This window comes from Coleofasciculus sp. G2-EDA-02 (genome assembly GCF_040226375.1).
GTDB lineage: Bacteria > Cyanobacteriota > Cyanobacteriia > Cyanobacteriales > Coleofasciculaceae > Coleofasciculus.
Window position 1 is genome coordinate 1 of record NZ_JAVKEW010000101.1, and the last position, 17,414, is coordinate 17,414.

Annotated in this window: 15 protein-coding genes; 12 read left to right on the forward strand and 3 right to left on the reverse strand. The window is 46.2% G+C overall.

The window, feature by feature from the left end; genetic code table 11:
* Positions 1-461 precede the first annotated feature (461 nt).
* Both RLO19_RS11305 and RLO19_RS11310 read right to left on the reverse strand, forming a co-directional pair.
* Positions 462-1,055: a cysteine hydrolase family protein gene (locus RLO19_RS11305; protein WP_446356418.1), complete on the reverse strand. Its 594-nt coding sequence runs from the start codon at positions 1,053-1,055 to the stop codon at positions 462-464.
* A 93-nt stretch (positions 1,056-1,148) separates the two neighbouring features.
* Positions 1,149-2,024: a lipoyl protein ligase domain-containing protein gene (locus RLO19_RS11310; RefSeq protein ID WP_446356453.1), complete on the reverse strand. Its 876-nt coding sequence runs from the start codon at positions 2,022-2,024 to the stop codon at positions 1,149-1,151.
* A 400-nt stretch (positions 2,025-2,424) separates the two neighbouring features.
* Between RLO19_RS11310 and RLO19_RS11315 the strand changes: the two genes are divergently transcribed.
* From RLO19_RS11315 to RLO19_RS11365, 11 genes are all read left to right on the forward strand, one after another.
* Positions 2,425-3,624 (forward strand): response regulator, encoded by a 1,200-nt coding sequence (locus RLO19_RS11315; RefSeq protein ID WP_446356419.1) that lies wholly within the window; start codon positions 2,425-2,427, stop codon positions 3,622-3,624.
* 84 nt (positions 3,625-3,708) lie between these two features.
* Positions 3,709-4,074, forward strand: a complete 366-nt coding sequence (locus RLO19_RS11320; RefSeq protein WP_446356455.1) for a response regulator transcription factor — start codon at positions 3,709-3,711, stop codon at positions 4,072-4,074.
* A 140-nt stretch (positions 4,075-4,214) separates the two neighbouring features.
* Positions 4,215-4,580: a response regulator transcription factor gene (locus RLO19_RS11325; RefSeq protein WP_446356420.1), complete on the forward strand. Its 366-nt coding sequence runs from the start codon at positions 4,215-4,217 to the stop codon at positions 4,578-4,580.
* Positions 4,581-4,717: 137 nt separating this feature from the next.
* Positions 4,718-5,293: a chemotaxis protein CheW gene (locus tag RLO19_RS11330; protein WP_446356422.1), complete on the forward strand. Its 576-nt coding sequence runs from the start codon at positions 4,718-4,720 to the stop codon at positions 5,291-5,293.
* 299 nt (positions 5,294-5,592) lie between these two features.
* Positions 5,593-8,454, forward strand: a complete 2,862-nt coding sequence (locus RLO19_RS11335; RefSeq protein ID WP_446356424.1) for a methyl-accepting chemotaxis protein — start codon at positions 5,593-5,595, stop codon at positions 8,452-8,454.
* Positions 8,455-8,772: 318 nt separating this feature from the next.
* Positions 8,773-12,225, forward strand: coding sequence for a response regulator (locus tag RLO19_RS11340; protein WP_446356426.1), 3,453 nt, complete (start codon positions 8,773-8,775; stop codon positions 12,223-12,225).
* Positions 12,226-12,279: 54 nt separating this feature from the next.
* Positions 12,280-12,414 carry a hypothetical protein gene (locus RLO19_RS11345; RefSeq protein ID WP_446356428.1) on the forward strand — a complete coding sequence of 45 codons (135 nt, stop codon included), beginning with the start codon at positions 12,280-12,282 and terminating at the stop codon, positions 12,412-12,414.
* Between the two features lie 154 nt (positions 12,415-12,568).
* Positions 12,569-13,102 (forward strand): chemotaxis protein CheW, encoded by a 534-nt coding sequence (locus RLO19_RS11350; protein ID WP_446356430.1) that lies wholly within the window; start codon positions 12,569-12,571, stop codon positions 13,100-13,102.
* Positions 13,103-14,018: 916 nt separating this feature from the next.
* Positions 14,019-14,141 (forward strand): hypothetical protein, encoded by a 123-nt coding sequence (locus RLO19_RS11355; RefSeq protein ID WP_446356432.1) that lies wholly within the window; start codon positions 14,019-14,021, stop codon positions 14,139-14,141.
* Between the two features lie 2 nt (positions 14,142-14,143).
* The gene (locus RLO19_RS11360; protein ID WP_446334580.1) at positions 14,144-14,923 is read left to right on the forward strand and encodes an ABC transporter permease; all 780 of its coding nucleotides are present in this window, start codon (positions 14,144-14,146) and stop codon (positions 14,921-14,923) included.
* A gap of 196 nt (positions 14,924-15,119) precedes the next feature.
* Entirely contained in the window at positions 15,120-15,632 is a 513-nt protein-coding gene (locus RLO19_RS11365) for a hypothetical protein (protein ID WP_446356434.1), read from the forward strand.
* 45 nt (positions 15,633-15,677) lie between these two features.
* On the opposite strand, the gene RLO19_RS11370 is transcribed toward RLO19_RS11365, so the two are convergent.
* Positions 15,678-16,226, reverse strand: coding sequence for a Dps family protein (locus RLO19_RS11370; RefSeq protein ID WP_446356436.1), 549 nt, complete (start codon positions 16,224-16,226; stop codon positions 15,678-15,680).
* Positions 16,227-16,426: 200 nt separating this feature from the next.
* Here RLO19_RS11370 and hisB point away from each other — a divergent pair, with 200 nt between their 5' ends.
* Positions 16,427-17,071, forward strand: coding sequence for an imidazoleglycerol-phosphate dehydratase HisB (gene hisB / locus RLO19_RS11375; protein ID WP_446356457.1), 645 nt, complete (start codon positions 16,427-16,429; stop codon positions 17,069-17,071).
* Positions 17,072-17,414 lie beyond the last annotated feature (343 nt).

Sequence of the window (17,414 nt, forward strand, 5' to 3'; positions counted from 1 at the left end):
GGAACCAGCAAACCCTGTAATAAGTCCCTTCGCCCACCCAGTCCAAGATGTCTTGGCATTACCCAACGCCTAACCAATTAGGCTTAGAGGCTAGTCCGAACTAGGGAAGTATTCCCAAGTCTGTGCCAGAACTAGGCTCAAACCGAGCTATTCACCGCTTACGTTGTCCAAACTGGCTTGGTCAATCCTTGTCCCTTTTAGGGCAAGGTTGGTGAAGGTAAACATTCCTTTGGCTTCACTTGAGGTATAACCCCTACTTCAAAAATACCACGAACAAAAGCAGAAATGCTCCCCTAAGAGTAGTATTTGATACAGAAATTTGTGAAGTTTTGGCAATTTATAAGGCAGATGGCAGAAGGTAAGGAGCAAGGTGGCTAGGTAGAAGGAAATGATAATTGTTGAGACGGACATGGTATCAGAAGGCGATCGCAACTCAGAAGCAATCCCCCGCATCCCTGCTGTCAAGCTAACTGCTCAATTTGTGCCACCCACTCTTCCCACCGTTTTGGGAGTTCGTCAAGACGGGCTAACCCAAGCATAAAGCCTTGGTAACGACGGAGTGCGATCGCGTGAGATTCGGGATAATCGGCGCAGCAATCAGAAATCACAGTAACCAAGAATCCAAACTGAGAGGCGGAAGCGGCGGTTAACAAGACACAAACTGATGTCACCAATCCCGCTGTCAGGACAAATCTTTTCCCCGTAGAGCGCAGATAATCCAGCAACGGAGGATGATGGAACCCATCTTGGGTTTGCTTTTCCATAACCATTTCTCCAGATTGCGCCGCCGCCACACTTAACACCTCGGCTCCCGGCGTTCCCCGCACACAAATCGCACGTCCCCGCAAACGATACCGTGGTAACCAATCTGAACCATCGGGGTTAAAAACTTCCCGCAGATGCACCACCTCTAGTCCCTCTTGACGACAGAAGCACAGCAGACGAGCAATATTTGACTGGAAATCTGGAAACGCTTGCTCTAATTCCGGATTCCAGAAATCCTGTTGCACATCAATTAAAAGTAAGGCAAATTGCTGCCAGTTTCGATTAACCATTTGTCTGTCATCTTTTTTTCGCTTTATCTATCATGGCGCCTGTGTAGGGGCGGGTTTTACTATTATCGTTTACTTACCTCACAAGGGATGCGACTAAACCCGCCCCGGATATGTAGCTAAAATTTCTTGCCACTCCAGATCCGATAACGGTTGTACAACAAACTCCACACCAAAACAATCTGCTGCGGCTTGCGTCAGCGCTTCTATCACCGTTTGCCTTAAATCATCCCCTCGCTGAGTCAGAGGTAAATTTACAGCAGAAGGTTCACCAAACACCTGAGTAAATAACTGAGCATCTGGCTCTAAGCGCATCGAACCATGTTGCAATATAGCATTGCTGCGTCGTAACTGAGCGCTGCCAATCAGTTTATACCCCTCAGTTGTGACCAAATCTGCACCAGTAGCCGTGGCAAAACAATTGGGATTGTGGCGATAATCTCGTCCCGCCTTACCATAGTGCAAATCGACACCGAGCGATCGCCATCCCTGAATCAAAAATTCACAAATCTGCTGATATGCCTCAAGGCGCTTATTGCTGAGTCCTGTAGTCACCACCATATACGTTAAATCACCTTGGTGTAGCACAGCGCGTCCTCCCGTCGGGCGTCGAACTAAGGGAATCGGTTTTCCCTTCCAGGTCAGATTTTGCCAAGCCGGAGACCAACGACATTGATGATATCCTAGGGAAATTGTGGCGGATTCCCAAGTGTAAAACCGCAGCACTGGAGAATTCCGAGTACAAAGCGGCAAACTCTCCCCAGCATCTTTGCCCCCCTGGTTCCCGACAAGGGCGGGTTTAGCCAAGTTATCAGTTTTCTCGCCCAAGTTATCTGTAAAACCCGCCCCTACAACCTTGCACTCCTGCTGCTTTGCCAAAAGCCATTGGTCAATTGCCATCTGAAGCTGTCCGGGGAGGCACAGAGGGGGAATTAAACGCCAAGGTGATTGGCTCGTCAGGATTGGGTTCATCGCTTCATCGAATCTTTGCAATCGTTGTCATACACTAGACAAAAGTTTACATTTGTATTTTGCCACTTCCCTCTCGTTTTATCTTGTTTTCCCCAAAACGTCATACGATTTAATACGAAGTAATTCTAGGATAAATCTATTAATTATGGACATAATTACATTAAAGAATATCTAACTACCAAAGTAAATAAATAGGCGTAATACATAAAAATAATGTATGACGATTTTCCTCTATTGCAAAAGGAAAAAAGTTTTTATAAAACTATTAGATCTTTGCCCACAACAACCTATTCAAAGTGCTATTAATTAAATAGCCATGAATCAGGATAAGTAGAAATAGTGAATAGGGTGTAGCAGAGCAGTATTAGATCCATTAACTCGTCATAAATATGGTGTCGTCATGACCGTTAAAGTCCTCAACCCGAATGTTTCTTTTAGCTTGTTTACTGCGTCTAAACAAGTTCAATTTATTCAAACATTAAAACGGATTCGCTTTAGCGGTCATCTGATATTGACGAGTCCAGACAATCAAAAATGGTTGTTTTTTCTATGCCAAGGTCATCTGATGTATGCCACCGGTGGAACTCATCCAGTGAGAAGGTGGCTGAGAAATGTCGCCGCCCATAGCCCTCATTTAAAGGCAGATCGCTTAGCCATACAGCGTGATTTAACCGGATTTAATCAAGCCGACTGTAAAACCTGTTGGCAATATTACCTGTTGATTTTATGGGCAAAGCAACAGAAAATCACAGATGAACAGGCGACTCACCTAATTCAATCGGTAATTACAGAAGTCTTGTTTGATATTGCCCACGCTCAGCAAACCACCTACCAAATCAAACAAGATAATACCATTACAACCCAACTTCCGGTCATTGATGTAGAAGCTGCGATCGCACAGGCTAATCAGCAATGGCAAGCTTGGCATCACGATTTGGTGGCGGACTATTCTCCTAACTTTGCACCAATTATTAAACAACCACAAGCCTTGCAAGCCCGTACTTCAGATGCAGTTTACCAACTCCTGAGCAAACTTTTAGACGGGAAACATACATTGCGGGATGTGGCGGTGCAGATGAAGCGGGATGTCTTGCAAGTGACTCGTTCTCTGTTGCCTTATATTCGCTGGGGATTGGTGGAGTTGATTTCTATCCCTGATTTACCGAATCCGGTGAAGCAAGGGAGTTCAGAACCTCCAGCCACCACCACACAATCTATCCAGCCACTAATTGCTTGTGTAGATGACAGTCCCTTGGTTTGCCACACCATGGAAAAACTACTCACCGCCAGTGGTTATCGAGCTCTAGTCATCGACGATGGCTTGCGTGCGATCGCGCTTTTAATTGCTCGTAAACCTGATGTAATCTTTCTCGATTTGGTAATGCCAAATACCAATGGTTATGAGATTTGCGCCAAATTACGCAAATTGCAAGCATTCCAAAATACACCGATTGTGATTTTGACCGGAAAAGATGGCATTGTCGATCGAGTTCGAGCCAAATTAGTCGGCGCATCAGATTTCTTGAATAAACCCATTGATGCCGGGACTGTACTCAATGTTATTAGCAAGCATCTTAAGCAGACTGTTGTTAGTCCTTAGTCATTTGTCCTTAGTGAAAACCACTGACTAACAATGAGTATTCAATCACAATCATCCATTATTGTTTTACACGAGGTAACTGTCATGGGAACTGCCCTAGTTGTTGAAGATTCTGCCACCGACATGCAAATCATCATTAAATGCCTACAGCAAGGAGGCATCAACGTATTGACGGCTGACAGTGGTGAAGCTGCCCTGGAAAAATTAAACAACCATAAACCCGATGTCATTGTCCTAGACGTTGTACTTCCTGGTATGAGTGGATTTGAAATCTGTCGTGATTTAAAAGCTGCTGCTGATACCAGCAAAATTCCGATCGTGATTTGCTCGACCAAAAGCGGCGAGATGGATAAATTTTGGGGCATGAAACAAGGGGCTGATGCTTATATTTCTAAACCCGTTGATCAAGAGGAATTGCTGCGTACCGTCAAACAACTGACGATGAGATAGGCTTAATGATTATTGAGTCTAGATTGGTCATTACTGGATTGAGTTTAAGTGAATCCTGAGATGTACCGAAAGAAAATCCAAAATCTAATGATTAATCTAGACTAACCACCTTCCATTCTTTTTTTCATGAGGTCAATACTATGGGGACTGCTTTAGTTGTTGAAGATTGCTTGACAGATTTACAAGTCATTACTCGCTGCTTACAGGCAGAAGGAATCAAGGTTGTAACGGCTGATAGTGGTGAAGAAGCACTGAGCAAACTTAGCACTCAAAAACCTGATGTAATTGTTCTGGATGTTGTTTTACCAGGTCGGAGTGGATTTGAGGTTTGCCGAGATATTAAAGATGCCGCTCATACCAAAAGCATTCCGGTGATTATTTGCTCAACTAAAAGTGGCGAAATGGATAAATTTTGGGGGATGAAACAAGGGGCTGATGCCTACATTGGTAAACCAATTGATCAGGCAGAACTTTTACGCACAGTGAAACAGTTGATTAGAAGCTGATCAACTATAGAACGTGGGCGCACTCATTTTGGCAAAAGTAGTGCGTTTGCGAAGCCTACGCAAAGCGTAACTATCTTTCTCGCCGGCAGAAGCACATGAGCAAGCTCCTCACACTACCTAAGTTGTAGAGAATGTCAATGTCCAACATCTTACTCAGCTCAAATAGTTCCTTACCCACTATCCCAAAGCAAGAACAATTATCGGGTTCTTCTACCCAGGAAAATGAACAGTTTTTGCGGTTTCATTTGTTACCGGATACCACCGCCTTATTACCCATTCACCAACTGACTGAAGTATTGACGATTCCCAGAGGTCAAATTGTCCCGATTTTTCAAATGCCAGCTTGGGTAATGGGGGCTTACAATTGGCGGGGTGAAGTCTTATGGATGGTTGATTTAGGTCATTTAGTTGGACTTACGCCGTGGTATCAACAAGCTGCTAGTGGTTCAGCTTATACAGCTATTGTGTTGCAAGCCACAACCAAACCATCAAACTCCACCCATGGCAACAGTGAAATGTTAGGACTGGTGGTTAACCGAGTTGAAGATATTGAATGGTGTAATATCGATTGGATTCAATCTCCTCCCTCTGCTAGTGTTACCCCGGAACTGGTGCCATTCTTGCGCGGGTACTGGTTGAAAAATAATGGTGAAATGCTAGTGATTATTGATGGCAAAGCGATTATTGCATCGATGCCAAAGCAATCTGTTTAAGAGGTAACTTAACAAATAAGAAGTAGTTTTCAAGGTTTTCACTCTAACTCATCAATTACAAATCAGGGTGTTCTACCTTTGCGCTATCAATTCGTTGTTGTTTGAGTATTGAATACGACTACCTAGCTTGTAATCGAAGTCAGAGTTCTGAGAAAAGGCTTATCAGATTCCATATCCTATCGTAGAACCCCTGCCAATGGAAAGAGGCACGGTGGCAAACCGTAGGAAATGAAGTCTCATAAGTCCAGTTTTGAGCAATTTGCCAACCCCTCCGTATTTTGTATTAAAGGTTCTGATCCATGACTAGACTTTCTCCCAAACCGAATTCCCATCACGATACTAATGGTCGTGGTTCCCACTCGCAAAATCTACCGATTGAGGCTCAAACCTATTCGAGTGACTATCCCCCATCGATGCCTTATCGGATGCCTGCGGCTTCAGATCAGTCCCTACCCAAATTAGCCTCACTCGAGGCAATGGGAAAACCGTCAGAACAGCGCTCCACCCTTAGCGGGTTCGGGTCAAGTCTGCGAAGCAAAGCCATTGCTCTGGCGCTAGCGATTGGGACATTACCCCTGTTGGCAATTGGAGCAACATCCTACTTCACAGCCAGTAGCGGGATGTATAAGCAAGTTGTGAGTAACGAACAAACAAACACGTTTGACTTGGAAGACAAGTTAGCTGCGTTCATGACGGAGCGCTACAGTGACATTCAAGCGATGGCTGAACAGTCAGCATTCAATAATCCCGAAATTCGGGAGGTTATGTCCCAGGAAGAAAAGGAACGTCTGCTCAACAACTATGAGAGACTGTACGAAGTTTACGACAGTGTTGCTGTATTTGATCTCCAGGGCAATGTTATCGCTCAATCGGAATCGGGTGGAGAAATTCTCAAAAATCACTCTGACCAAGACTATTTCCAAGAAGTCTTGAAAAGCGATCGCGTCTTCATCCAGGAACCACGGGTTTCTGAGTTTAGTAAAAAGTTCAGTCTTTTTGTGGCAGCGCCGATTAAGGATACAGTAACAGGAAAAACCATTGCCATCGTTCGTTCTCGTGCGCCGATGGAAAACATAAATGAACTTTTCGGTGTAACCAAAGACCGACAACAAGAATTTCACTTAATTGATTCATCAGGTGACGTGGTAGCTGCAGACGATCCTAATGATGTGGGTCAAACATTCGAGGAAAAATTTCCCACCATGTACAGTAAAATCCAAGAAAACCTGGAAAACGTCCTCACCATTGTTGAAAAACGAACTGGACGGGAAGACGTGATCACCTACTCCCCTACAGAAGACTTAGCTGAACGGTATAACCTGAAATGGGCGTTAATTGTTGTTCGTCCCACTGAGGTGGCGTTTGCACCGCAACGGAACATGCTCTGGACTCTGGGATTAGGGACAGGTGGTGCCGCGTTAATGGTAGGTGCGATCGCGGCTTTTGTCGCCAACACCGCAACTCGACCAATTGTGGATGCAGCGGGTGCGGTGGCAAAAATTGGTCAAGGTGACTTGGATACTCGCTTATCGGTTAAAGGGGATGACGAACTGGCGACTCTGGGTGCCAACATCAATGATATGGCGGCTCAGTTAGAGGTATTTATCCAAGAACAAGAACTTGCCGCAGAACAAGCCCGCTTACTGGCAGATATTACAGGTTCTCGCACCTTGAAATCCCAGGAAATCCGGGATCTATTCCAGAAAGCGGTTGAGGAAACCCGTAAAATCCTCAATGCTGAACGGGTGATGATTTTCCGCTTTAACCCCGATGGCAGTAGCTATGTGGCGGCTGAATCTGTGGCAATGGGTTGGCCCCGTAGCCTCAATGACAAGATTGAAGAACTCACTCTGTCTGAGGAGCGACGCAAGGTGTATAAAGACGCCCGCGTTGTTGCCACCAATCATGTCTTTGAAACGGATCTTGCCCCTGAACAACAGAAGTTAATGGCACGTCTGGGTGTTAAAGCTAACTTAGAAGTGCCGATTCTCCATGAAGGTGAGCCTTATGGTTTGATCATGGCGCACCAATGTTCGGTTCCCCGTGAATGGCAAACGGCAGAAGTCAACTTCTTCAAACAGTTAGGGGGTCAAATCGGACTGGTAATCGACCGAGTAATGCTGCTGGAAACCACGGACAAACTGGCGCAAGAACAACGGGAATTGAAAGAAGGCTTGCAAAAACGCGCTTTAGAACTCCTGAAGGAAGTAGACCCGATTAGTAAAGGTGACTTAACCATTCGGGCGCGAGTAACAGCGGATGAAATCGGTACAATCGCTGACTCCTATAACGCTACTGTTGGAAACTTACGCAAGATTGTTGAACAGGTGCAAGACGCGGCAACCCAGGTGGCGACAACCACGAGCAGTAACGAAGTTGCGGTTCAATCCCTATCCCACGAAGCCTTGCGCCAAGCCGAGCAAATTTCCAGCGCCCTCAGCCGCGCCCAAGAAATGGCAGAAACGGTACGCATGGTTGCTTCCCACGCTGAACAAGCAGAATTGGCGGTGCGTGAAGCGTCTCAGACAGTGGCAGAAGGTGACAACAACATGAACCGGACGGTTGAAGGGATTCTGGCTATTCGTGAAACGGTAGCAGAAACAGCGAAAAAGGTCAAGCACTTGGGTGAATCGTCACAAAAGATTTCCACGGTTGTTAACCTGATTAGCACCTTTGCCGCCCAAACCAACCTGCTAGCGCTGAACGCTTCGATTGAGGCAGCCCGCGCTGGGGAAGAGGGACGAGGGTTTGCGGTGGTTGCAGACGAAGTACGTGCCTTGGCACGGCAATCAGCAGAAGCGACAGCGGAAATTGAAAAACTGGTGGCGGCGATTCAAGGGGAAACGAATGAAGTGGTTGCAGCGATGGAAGCAGGTACAGAACAGGTAGTTACGGGTACAAAATTAGTGGACGAAACTCGTGCTTCTCTGAACAAAATTGCCACGGCTTCTAACCAGATTAACCAATTAGTTGAAGCTATTGCCGAAGCTACAGTGATCCAATCCAAAGCCTCCGAAGATGTGACCCAAACGATGACGAATGTGGCTCAAATTGCTGCCCGAACCTCAGAAGAAGCGGGTTTTGTTTCGTCCTCGTTTGAACAACTCCGAAAAGTGGCACAAACCCTACAATCTGACGTAGGTCAGTTTAAGTTGAATTAGTCATTGGTCATTGGTCATTGGTCATTTGTGGTTAGGGTTGTAGGGTTGTAGGGTTGTAGGGGTGAAGCATTTGGGGGACTATCTGTTGTCACTGTCACATCAATGCTTCTTCCCAAATGCTTCACCCAAACCCAAGAAGCAATTGACTTTAACAGGACTTACGCACAAATGCCATTTATGGTAGGGGCACGGCAGTGCCGTGCCCCTACAGGTAGCGCCTGTGCCGTCAAGAAAGCGTAAGTCCTATTCAAGTAGAAGTTGACCCCCCTCATTCCCCCCTGCGAGGGGGGAGAACAAAGAACAAAGGACGAAGGACAAATGGCACTCAACCCCGATATTCGCGATCAAGCCTATCAATTCTTTATTGAAGAAGCACCGGAACTTCTCCAGAATATTGAAGCCGGTTTGCTTAAAATTCGCCTGGATCGTAGCACGGCAAATGTTCATGGAATTATGCGATCCGCTCATTCATTAAAAGGAGGTGCGGCGAGTGTAGAATTGGATGCGATTAAGACTATAGCTCATCGCCTGGAAAATATTTTTAAGGCACTCTATGACAAAACGGTTGAAATTGATACAGACTTAGAGAGTCAATTGCTGCAAGCTTATGACTGTTTGCGTCTACCGTTGATGGAGCAGATTGCCACAAATCAGTTTGATCAAGAGCAAGCGTTAGCCATTGCTGAACCGATTTTTGAGCAGATTGAAGCACGGTTAGGTGATGCGTTAACTCAGGCAGATAATTTTATTCCAAGTTCGTCAGAATTAGGGGTGGATATGGCATTATCCATCTTTGAAGTGGATGTGGAACAAGGATTGGAATTACTGTCTCAGGTGGTGGCAGATCCAGAAAACCATCCGGTGGCGGGAGAGTTACGGGCGCAAGCGGATGTATTTGCGGGTTTTGCCGAACTTTTGAATCTACCCGGATTTGGCGCGATCGCAAACACGGCAATTACGGCGCTAAATGCCCACCCAGACAAGGCGTTAGAGATTACTCAACTCGCCCTTGCCGATTTTGACGCAGGCAGACTGGCGGTGTTAAATGGCGATCGCAGCCAAGGTGGTAAGCCATCGCCTCAGTTAATGGCGTTAGCGGGTGTGTCTGAAGCTCTTGAAGCAGGGGCTGTAGGGGCGGGTTTGACGGATAACTTATGGCGCCAAACCGATAACTTAACTAAACCCGCCCTTCTGGGGGAAGCTTATCCGAGCAGTATTGACACCCCTCCCCTCAAAGGAGAGGGGAGTCAGACTACCTCTTCCCACCCCCCTCGTTCCCCCCTCGAAGGGGGGATGACAGAGGACGAAGATTTTTCTTCACCGAAGGGGGCTGGGGGGTTAGGTTTCCCAGCATCCGACGAATCGCTGTCTTCTTCGTCTTTGGATACTGATGCTGAACCGCTTTTAGCCGATTTAGAAGAGGCTGTTCCTTCGTTAGAGGATGTTTTTGGTGAGATAGAAACAGAAAGAAGCCAGGAAGCAGAAGCAGAAAGAGAACAGGAGGAAGAATTAACAGCAGTATCGGCATCGAGTCTAAGTTTGCCTGCTCCAGAAAGCCTGGAAGACGCGATCGCATCCATTGGGCAAGTGTTTGAAGAATTACCTGCGGTTGAGGAATTGCCTGTACCAAGGGCGAGTGATGACGCGACGCCAGCCCTTACCTCCAGTAGCCTCGTTTACTCAAAACCCGGTTCTAAGGAACTCTCTACCACTCATCCATCTGCTCAACCCACATCAGAGAAACAAGAACCTCAATCGGTATCCCGGAAAATCCCTAAAGAAACGGCGACACCTCACCTATCCGTGCGGGTTGACTCCGAACGACTCGAACGCATGAATAACTTGGTGGGTGAGTTAGCGATTAACCGGAATGGCTTATCCCTGCAACACCAACAACTGCAAAGATCGGTACGAGAGTTATTAGAGCGATTTAGCCGAGTGCAAACCATGGTGAGTCATTTGCGGGAACTCTCGGACAAGATGCTGATTTCACCTGAGAGCTATAACCCCCAGATCAACATCGCCCTGCTCAATCAATTGAGTGAATTCGTCAGTCGCACCGAAGAGTTTGATTCCCTGGAATTAGATAACTATAGTATCCTCAACTCCCGACTGCAACAGCTCATTGAAAATATGGTGCAGGTAGAAGAATCGGTGGATGATGTAGCCCTATTTGCCAAGCAATCGGATCAAACCCTGGAACAGCAACGGCAAATGCTGACCAGTTTACGAGATGAGTTGATGTGGGCGCGGATGTTGCCTTTGGGTGAGGTTCTCAACCGTTATCCCCGTGTAATCCGAGATTTGTCTACTCGGTATGAAAAATCCGTTAATTTGAAACTGAATGGGACGAATGTTCTGGTAGATAAAGCGGCATTAGAAAAACTCTATGATCCGCTAATGCATTTACTTCGCAACGCCTTTGACCATGGGATTGAATCGCCAGAGGTAAGGCGTCAGCAGGGGAAATCGGAAGTCGGGCAAATTGAAATTCGCGCCTATCACCAAGGAAGTCAAACTATTATTGAGGTCAAAGATGATGGTCAGGGATTGAATACTGAACGCATCACTCAGCAGGCGGTTGCTATGGGATTTGTGTCACCGGAACAATTGGCGACGCTGACGCCGAATCGATTATTTGAATTCCTGTTTGAACCCGGATTTTCCACGGCGGAACAAGTGAGCGAACTGTCGGGGCGAGGTGTAGGATTGGATGTGGTGCGATCGCAGATGCGTTCCTTAAAAGGGACGATTTCGGTTCATTCATCCCCTGGAGTGGGGACAACGTTTACCTTACGTCTGCCTTTAACCCTAACCATTGGTAAATTACTCGTCTGTTTCGTCGGTTCCACCGCCTTGGCTTTACCCTCAGACAGTGTAGAAGAAATTGTCATTCCCAAAGGCAATCAGGTGAAAACCACCGGAGAACAGCGTTTTTTACGCTGGCGCGGTCAAATTGTCCCCACCTATCGGTTAACGGATTTATTGGACTATGCTTGTCCCTTACCCGAAACCTGTCCTAGTCAAGCCTTAGTGTCGGTTCCATCACCGACGGATTGGGCGTTGCCGATGCTGGTTTTGCGTCAAGATCACTATGTTCTCGCCCTAGAAATCGATCGTCTAGTGACAGAACAGGAATTAGTGATTAAACCCTTTGGCAGTGCGATCGCGCCGCCTAGTTTTACTTACGGTTGTACTATTTTAGGGGACGGCAGTTTAATCCCAGTGATTGACGGTGCAGTCTTAATGGATCAGCTTTTGGGTCAAAGTAGCCAGTCAATCTCGATCACATCCAACAACCGCACTCTTGTGAGTATTACGGAGTCCCGTTCTGCTCACAAGAATGAGACAAAAGCTCAAACAGCGAAAGCCCCCACCGTGTTAGTGGTGGATGATGCGGTAGCATTACGGCGGACACTAGCACTCACCTTAGAACGAGCCGGATGTCGGGTATTGCAAGCACGAGATGGGCGGGAAGCACTAGAACAATTGCGGCAAAGTTCTGCCGTTGATTTAGTCGTGTGTGATATTGAAATGCCCAACATGAACGGGTTTGAATTTCTCGGTCAACGTCGCCAAGATCCCCAGATTTCCCAGGTTCCCGTGGTTATGTTAACCTCCCGCAGTAACGATAAACATCGCTGGTTAGCACGGCATTTAGGGGCAAATGCGTACTTTACCAAACCCTATCTAGAGCAAGAATTTTTGGGTGCGATCGAACAAATTTTGACCCAGAATAAGTCACAACAGCCGCAATTGCAACCCTCTTGAGGGGGTGAGAGTTATCAGTTATCAGGAGCAGGGGGAGCATGTAGAGACGCGCTTTTGAAGCGTCTGGGAGCAGGGGGAGCAGGGGAAGATGGAGGAAATGGGGAAACAATTGGAACGTCTTTTGTCGGGGCGGGTTTTACCCCTAACGGCAAGGTTGTCACTCTGATATCATTAAACCCGCCCCGATAGAGTGCAATAATTTTTCGATAAATGACATAGGACGAATGACAAATGATAGAAAACCAATTTCTCGATGTAATCAGTGTAACTAACCTCTCACTTCCCTACCCACTCTCTCCAATAAATCTGTGAAATCAGTGTTTTGACAAAGGACGAATGACAAATGACAACATTAGTTACTCAATTTCAACCCAACGATACTGATTTATCCCAATCTAGACAAGTTACCCCGTCTCTAAAATTCATTGTTTTCAGCATGGGGAATCTGCACCTAGCCTTACGCATTGAGTCAGTCTATAAAGTCGTAGATCACACACAAATCTACAGTAGTGGGCTCAATCATGTCGGCGTTGCTCATTTAGGCGATCGCGAAGTAACGGTTGTAGACTTGTATTGGCGATTTTTTAAGCAAAGCCCGATTCAGGAATCGGGCACTGGCGGGTATTTAATTGTGGTTAGAAACACGACAGGTGACTTATATGGAATTCCGGTAACTGACACACCCATTTTAATGGAAATACCCTTATCAGCCATTCGCCTACTTCCCGAATCCTATCGGCGAGCAGATACCCTAGAAGTTGCCAGTCATGTAGCCGTCATTCCCCAAGACAAAGCACCGATTACTGTATTTTTACTGGATGTGGATTTACTGATGCCAATCTTCCAAGAAATTGGCACATTAACGAGTAAAGTATGAAACATTGTAGAGACGTTGCATGCAACGTCTCTACTGCTCTCGTTCCTAGGCTCTGCCTAGGAATGCTCCTTGGCAGGCTCTGCCTGGAGGTGAATAGCGGCTGGAGCCGCTCAAGGGGCATTTCCAGGTGGAACCTGGAAACGAGTAATGGCGAGGGTTGTTTTACTTTTTAACAGACGTGACATACGTCTTATTCCTGTGAATGAGCTACATTGTGTCCTTTAATGTAACCCGTGCGGACTTTGATCACATGGATTCTTGCTCACCATCACCTCTTTGCAGCCAAACAAATCACCAATTTCATAGATCGATCGCACGGCATCTATCCCCATACTAAAGGAAGATGAGAGTGTAGAACAAATAACCTAAAACTGAAGTCAGTAAATCAAGGAGATTGTGACTATGTTAGAACTAATGATTTTGATGGCTTACTTAGTCGGCTGTTTTGCCTTTATCGAAGCGCTATTTGATAAAGAGTTTGATGGCTCACCTTAATACCAAATCACAGGCAACCATTTGAGGCGAGTGAATTCAGAAAAAGACATTTTCCAGAAACGTTACACATTAACGCCAACATGAAAACCAACATCGGGCGTTCAGGCTATTCGTTAAGGGGGATAAACTCAATTAGAATGCAGCCTCATCCCCCGGCTTTACCCTCACTAGCTTCTGTCAATCTAGGGGGGGTTTCTTTGGCATAAGCGATGTTTATTGCTTGTCTTGATCTTTAAAGGCGAAGATTCCCTTGAACAGCATCAGTAGACCCCCTGCTAAGATAGCGATCGCTAAACCGCCAGTGACTAAATCGACTATTTGATTCTCCACACTCGTTTTCCTACTCTTCCTGCAAATGCTAGCTTAGAATACTCTAATCCAACATGCTCCCCGTTATCAGTGTAGGAGTTCCCTTCTAAGGATGGCTGATAGACTGGGTAAGGGATTCGGGAACAAAAGTTTTGAGTTGTTGAATGGTTGCTTTTTAGGCGTTGGTATAGTTATTGTGCATGATGGCGGTGGTGATACAGGAGATATAGCCTAGGCGTGGACTCTTTTATTCAACTTGACCCCATTGATTTAGTTTGGGGATTGGGCATGATGGCGATCGCGATTGGTTTATCCAGTTGGCAAGGGTTAGGTTTGGAGTTATCGTTAGCGATCGCGACAGGGCGAACGGTGATACAGCTTTTAGTCGTGGGGTTTTTTCTGGGGATTGTCTTTGCCTTAGATAATCCTTTGGCAGTTTTAGGCGTTTTTCTGGTAATGCTAACGATTGCGGCGATTACCGCCCGTAACCGGATTGGCAAAAAAATTCCCCGACTATTCTGGGTAGTATTCGGTTCGATTTTCTTCTGTAGTGCCTTAACGTTGATTTATACCAATCTACTGATTATTCAACCGGAAACCTGGTATCAGCCTCAGTATCTGATTCCCTTGGGTGGTATTGTTTTGGGCAATGCCATGAATGGATCTGCGATCGCGGGTGAACGCTTGGTGAGTACGATTACCAGTAGTCGTTTGGAAATTGAAACGCACCTGAGTTTAGGCGCTACCCCGCAACAAGCCGTGGCGGGATACCGCAAAGATGCTATCCGCGCCGGATTAATTCCTACCCTGAATCAAATGATGGTGGTGGGGATTGTGACGTTACCAGGAATTATTACAGGTCAACTTCTGAGTGGCATTGACCCATTGAATGCGGCATCTTACCAAATTTTAGTCATGTTTATGATTGCGACAACTAACCTGACTACGACAATCTTGGTGACTCAGGGTATTTATCATCAATTTTTCAATGCCCAAGCCCAGTTGCAACTTCCTTGAAATGCCATTTTGTTGATTGTTGATTGTTGATTGAGAATCTTCTCCCCCATCTTCCCCATCTCCCAGACGTTCCACCGGAGGAGTCTCTACAACCCCATCTCCCTCACCTTCCCCATCTTCCCCATCTTCCCCATCACCCCTGCACCCCTGCACCCCTGAGTAATGCTAGGATAGCCCTAGTTTCAACAGCACATTTATGAGTTCTTCTTTTGTTACTCCCCGTCGCCTTCTCGCTTCTAGTCTGTGTTTGGGCGTCCTGAGTACCCTAGGGTTAACCATCCGTTCTCATTCATTCCTCTCACCCGCCGTTGCTGAAGTTGCGATCGCATCCACTAAAAACGTCGCTGCTGACGATGTGGTGGGTACATGGCAAGGGGAAATGACACCCGGTCAAATGATCACCTGGATTTTGACGCCAGACGGCAAACTCTTCATGACTGCCCCACCCTTTGCGGATGAACCACAACGGGCGTTAGAAATGCGTTACCAGGTAGAATCAAGCACTAAGCCGATGGGTTTGAATATTGACTTGGCGCAGGGGGCGACTGTAATGACGATTTTTGAGATGACTCCGGAGGGTCAAATGCTTGTACAAATTGCGGGAACGAATCCGGGAGAAGAACGACCTGAAGAATTTAATAATGCGACGGTTTTTAAGAAAGTTTCAAATGCAACAACATTACCGCCAGATACACAAATTATTAAATAGATAAATGAAGATAGAGACGCGATATATCGCGTCTCTACTTAACGACTAGCTTTTTTTAACAAAACCTAACGTTAAACTATCCGGTGCGAGGAAATGGTTCAAATGATACGCCCGTTCCTCAGTTTTCAAAAGGATTTGTTCATACAAATAGCGGGTGGCGCGATCGCCTAAACTTTCCGCTTGTGATGCCTGACGCCGAATTAACTGGATTATAGCTTGCTCGGCTGCCAAGTCATTCTCGATCATCTGACGCGATGAAAAAATGCCATCGGCTTCTGGAGAGAAGCAACAGAGTTGCGCCAGGGTGCTAAAACTAGCGGCGGGAACTCCACCTAGCCCATTGAGTCGTTCTCCCAAAGCGTGGACATGTCCCTGTGCTTGTTCATAGCTTTCTTGAAAGAAGTCGTGCAAGGAATAAAATTCGGCGCCTTGTACAACAAAGTGATGTTTTTGGTATTGCAAATAGAGTGCTTGGAAGCTTGCCAATGCAATATTTAGCCCTTCACAAACGGGAGCAGTTACACCTTGCTCCAGTAGGATGGGATTATCATGGACTTCACCAAATGCCTGGACTAAACCCTGAGTATCTGGCATGGTTGTGTTCTCCTTCTCATTAAGTTGGCGTTATTGCCAGTGTCTAGGGTTACTGTAGCATGGTTGGGAGAATCTGATTAGTAACTAAGGGAAGATGTGGAGACAAGAAAGATGGGGGAGATAGGGAAACAGAGACATGAGTGAATGGCAATTGGGTGTGAGACAATAATAGACGGTGTTCTCCCTTGTCAGAAGCGACTATGCAAACCAGCGATCGCACAGGTATTAGTAAAGAGTCTCAGCATCCTCTATTCTCCGCCCGGACAGCAACCGTCAGACGTACCACGGGTGAAACTGATGTACAGGTTAGCCTGAATTTCGATGGTACAGGAACCTGTCGTGCTGACACAGGTATCCCATTTTTGGATCACATGTTGCATCAGCTATCCTCTCATGGGTTAATTGATTTAGATGTGAAAGCAAGCGGTGATATCGAAATTGACGATCACCATACCAATGAAGACGTTGGCATTACATTGGGACAGGCGTTTGCTCAGGCATTAGGCGATCGCAAAGGGATTGTCCGCTTTGGTCATTTTATCGCACCCTTGGATGAGGCATTAGTCCAAGTGGCACTGGATTTTTCGGGGCGTCCTCATTTAAGCTATGGCTTGGAGATTCCGACTCAACGGGTTGGTACCTATGATACGCAACTGGTGCGGGAATTCTTTGTCGCATTGGTGAACCACAGCCAAATGACGTTGCACATCCGCCAACTGGATGGAATTAATTCTCATCATATTATTGAAGCCACATTTAAAGCATTTGCGCGATCAGTCCGTATGGCAACAGAAATTGATCCCCGTCGCGCTGAAATGATTCCCAGTTCTAAGGGGGTTTTGTGACTTAATGGTTATTGGTCATCGGTCATTTGTCTAATATTTCGATTTCATTTTAACGTAGCATATTATGCCTGGACATAAAGCATGTCGGCTGTAATAGGAAATGTTAAAAATGTTCATACCCGACATTTTTAGGATGCGATCACAGTTAAGAATAAGGTGGGTTTTATTATCCGGTTTCAGGTTAATATATAAATCTGATATCGGGGCAGTGAATCTAATGTAGGGGCGGGTTTAGGGTCAAAATTAACAGACAAACCCATAACCTTTCTACAAAACCCGCCCTGCTCCACCCTATCACCGATCACCTCAATCCCCCATCTTTCCTACATCTTTGGCGTGCGAT

Excerpts from the sequence above, each read along its gene's own strand:
- RLO19_RS11305 (WP_446356418.1), bottom strand. The coding sequence starts at position 1,055 with ATGGTTAATCGAAACTGGCAGCAATTTGCCTTACTTTTAATTGATGTG.
- RLO19_RS11310 (WP_446356453.1), bottom strand. The coding sequence starts at position 2,024 with ATGAACCCAATCCTGACGAGCCAATCACCTTGGCGTTTAATTCCCCCT.
- RLO19_RS11315 (WP_446356419.1), top strand. The coding sequence starts at position 2,425 with ATGACCGTTAAAGTCCTCAACCCGAATGTTTCTTTTAGCTTGTTTACT.
- RLO19_RS11320 (WP_446356455.1), top strand. The coding sequence starts at position 3,709 with ATGGGAACTGCCCTAGTTGTTGAAGATTCTGCCACCGACATGCAAATC.
- RLO19_RS11325 (WP_446356420.1), top strand. The coding sequence starts at position 4,215 with ATGGGGACTGCTTTAGTTGTTGAAGATTGCTTGACAGATTTACAAGTC.
- RLO19_RS11330 (WP_446356422.1), top strand. The coding sequence starts at position 4,718 with ATGTCCAACATCTTACTCAGCTCAAATAGTTCCTTACCCACTATCCCA.
- RLO19_RS11335 (WP_446356424.1), top strand. The coding sequence starts at position 5,593 with ATGACTAGACTTTCTCCCAAACCGAATTCCCATCACGATACTAATGGT.
- RLO19_RS11340 (WP_446356426.1), top strand. The coding sequence starts at position 8,773 with ATGGCACTCAACCCCGATATTCGCGATCAAGCCTATCAATTCTTTATT.
- RLO19_RS11350 (WP_446356430.1), top strand. The coding sequence starts at position 12,569 with ATGACAACATTAGTTACTCAATTTCAACCCAACGATACTGATTTATCC.
- RLO19_RS11355 (WP_446356432.1), top strand. The coding sequence starts at position 14,019 with ATGGCTGATAGACTGGGTAAGGGATTCGGGAACAAAAGTTTTGAGTTG.
- RLO19_RS11365 (WP_446356434.1), top strand. The coding sequence starts at position 15,120 with ATGAGTTCTTCTTTTGTTACTCCCCGTCGCCTTCTCGCTTCTAGTCTG.
- RLO19_RS11370 (WP_446356436.1), bottom strand. The coding sequence starts at position 16,226 with ATGCCAGATACTCAGGGTTTAGTCCAGGCATTTGGTGAAGTCCATGAT.
- hisB (WP_446356457.1), top strand. The coding sequence starts at position 16,427 with ATGCAAACCAGCGATCGCACAGGTATTAGTAAAGAGTCTCAGCATCCT.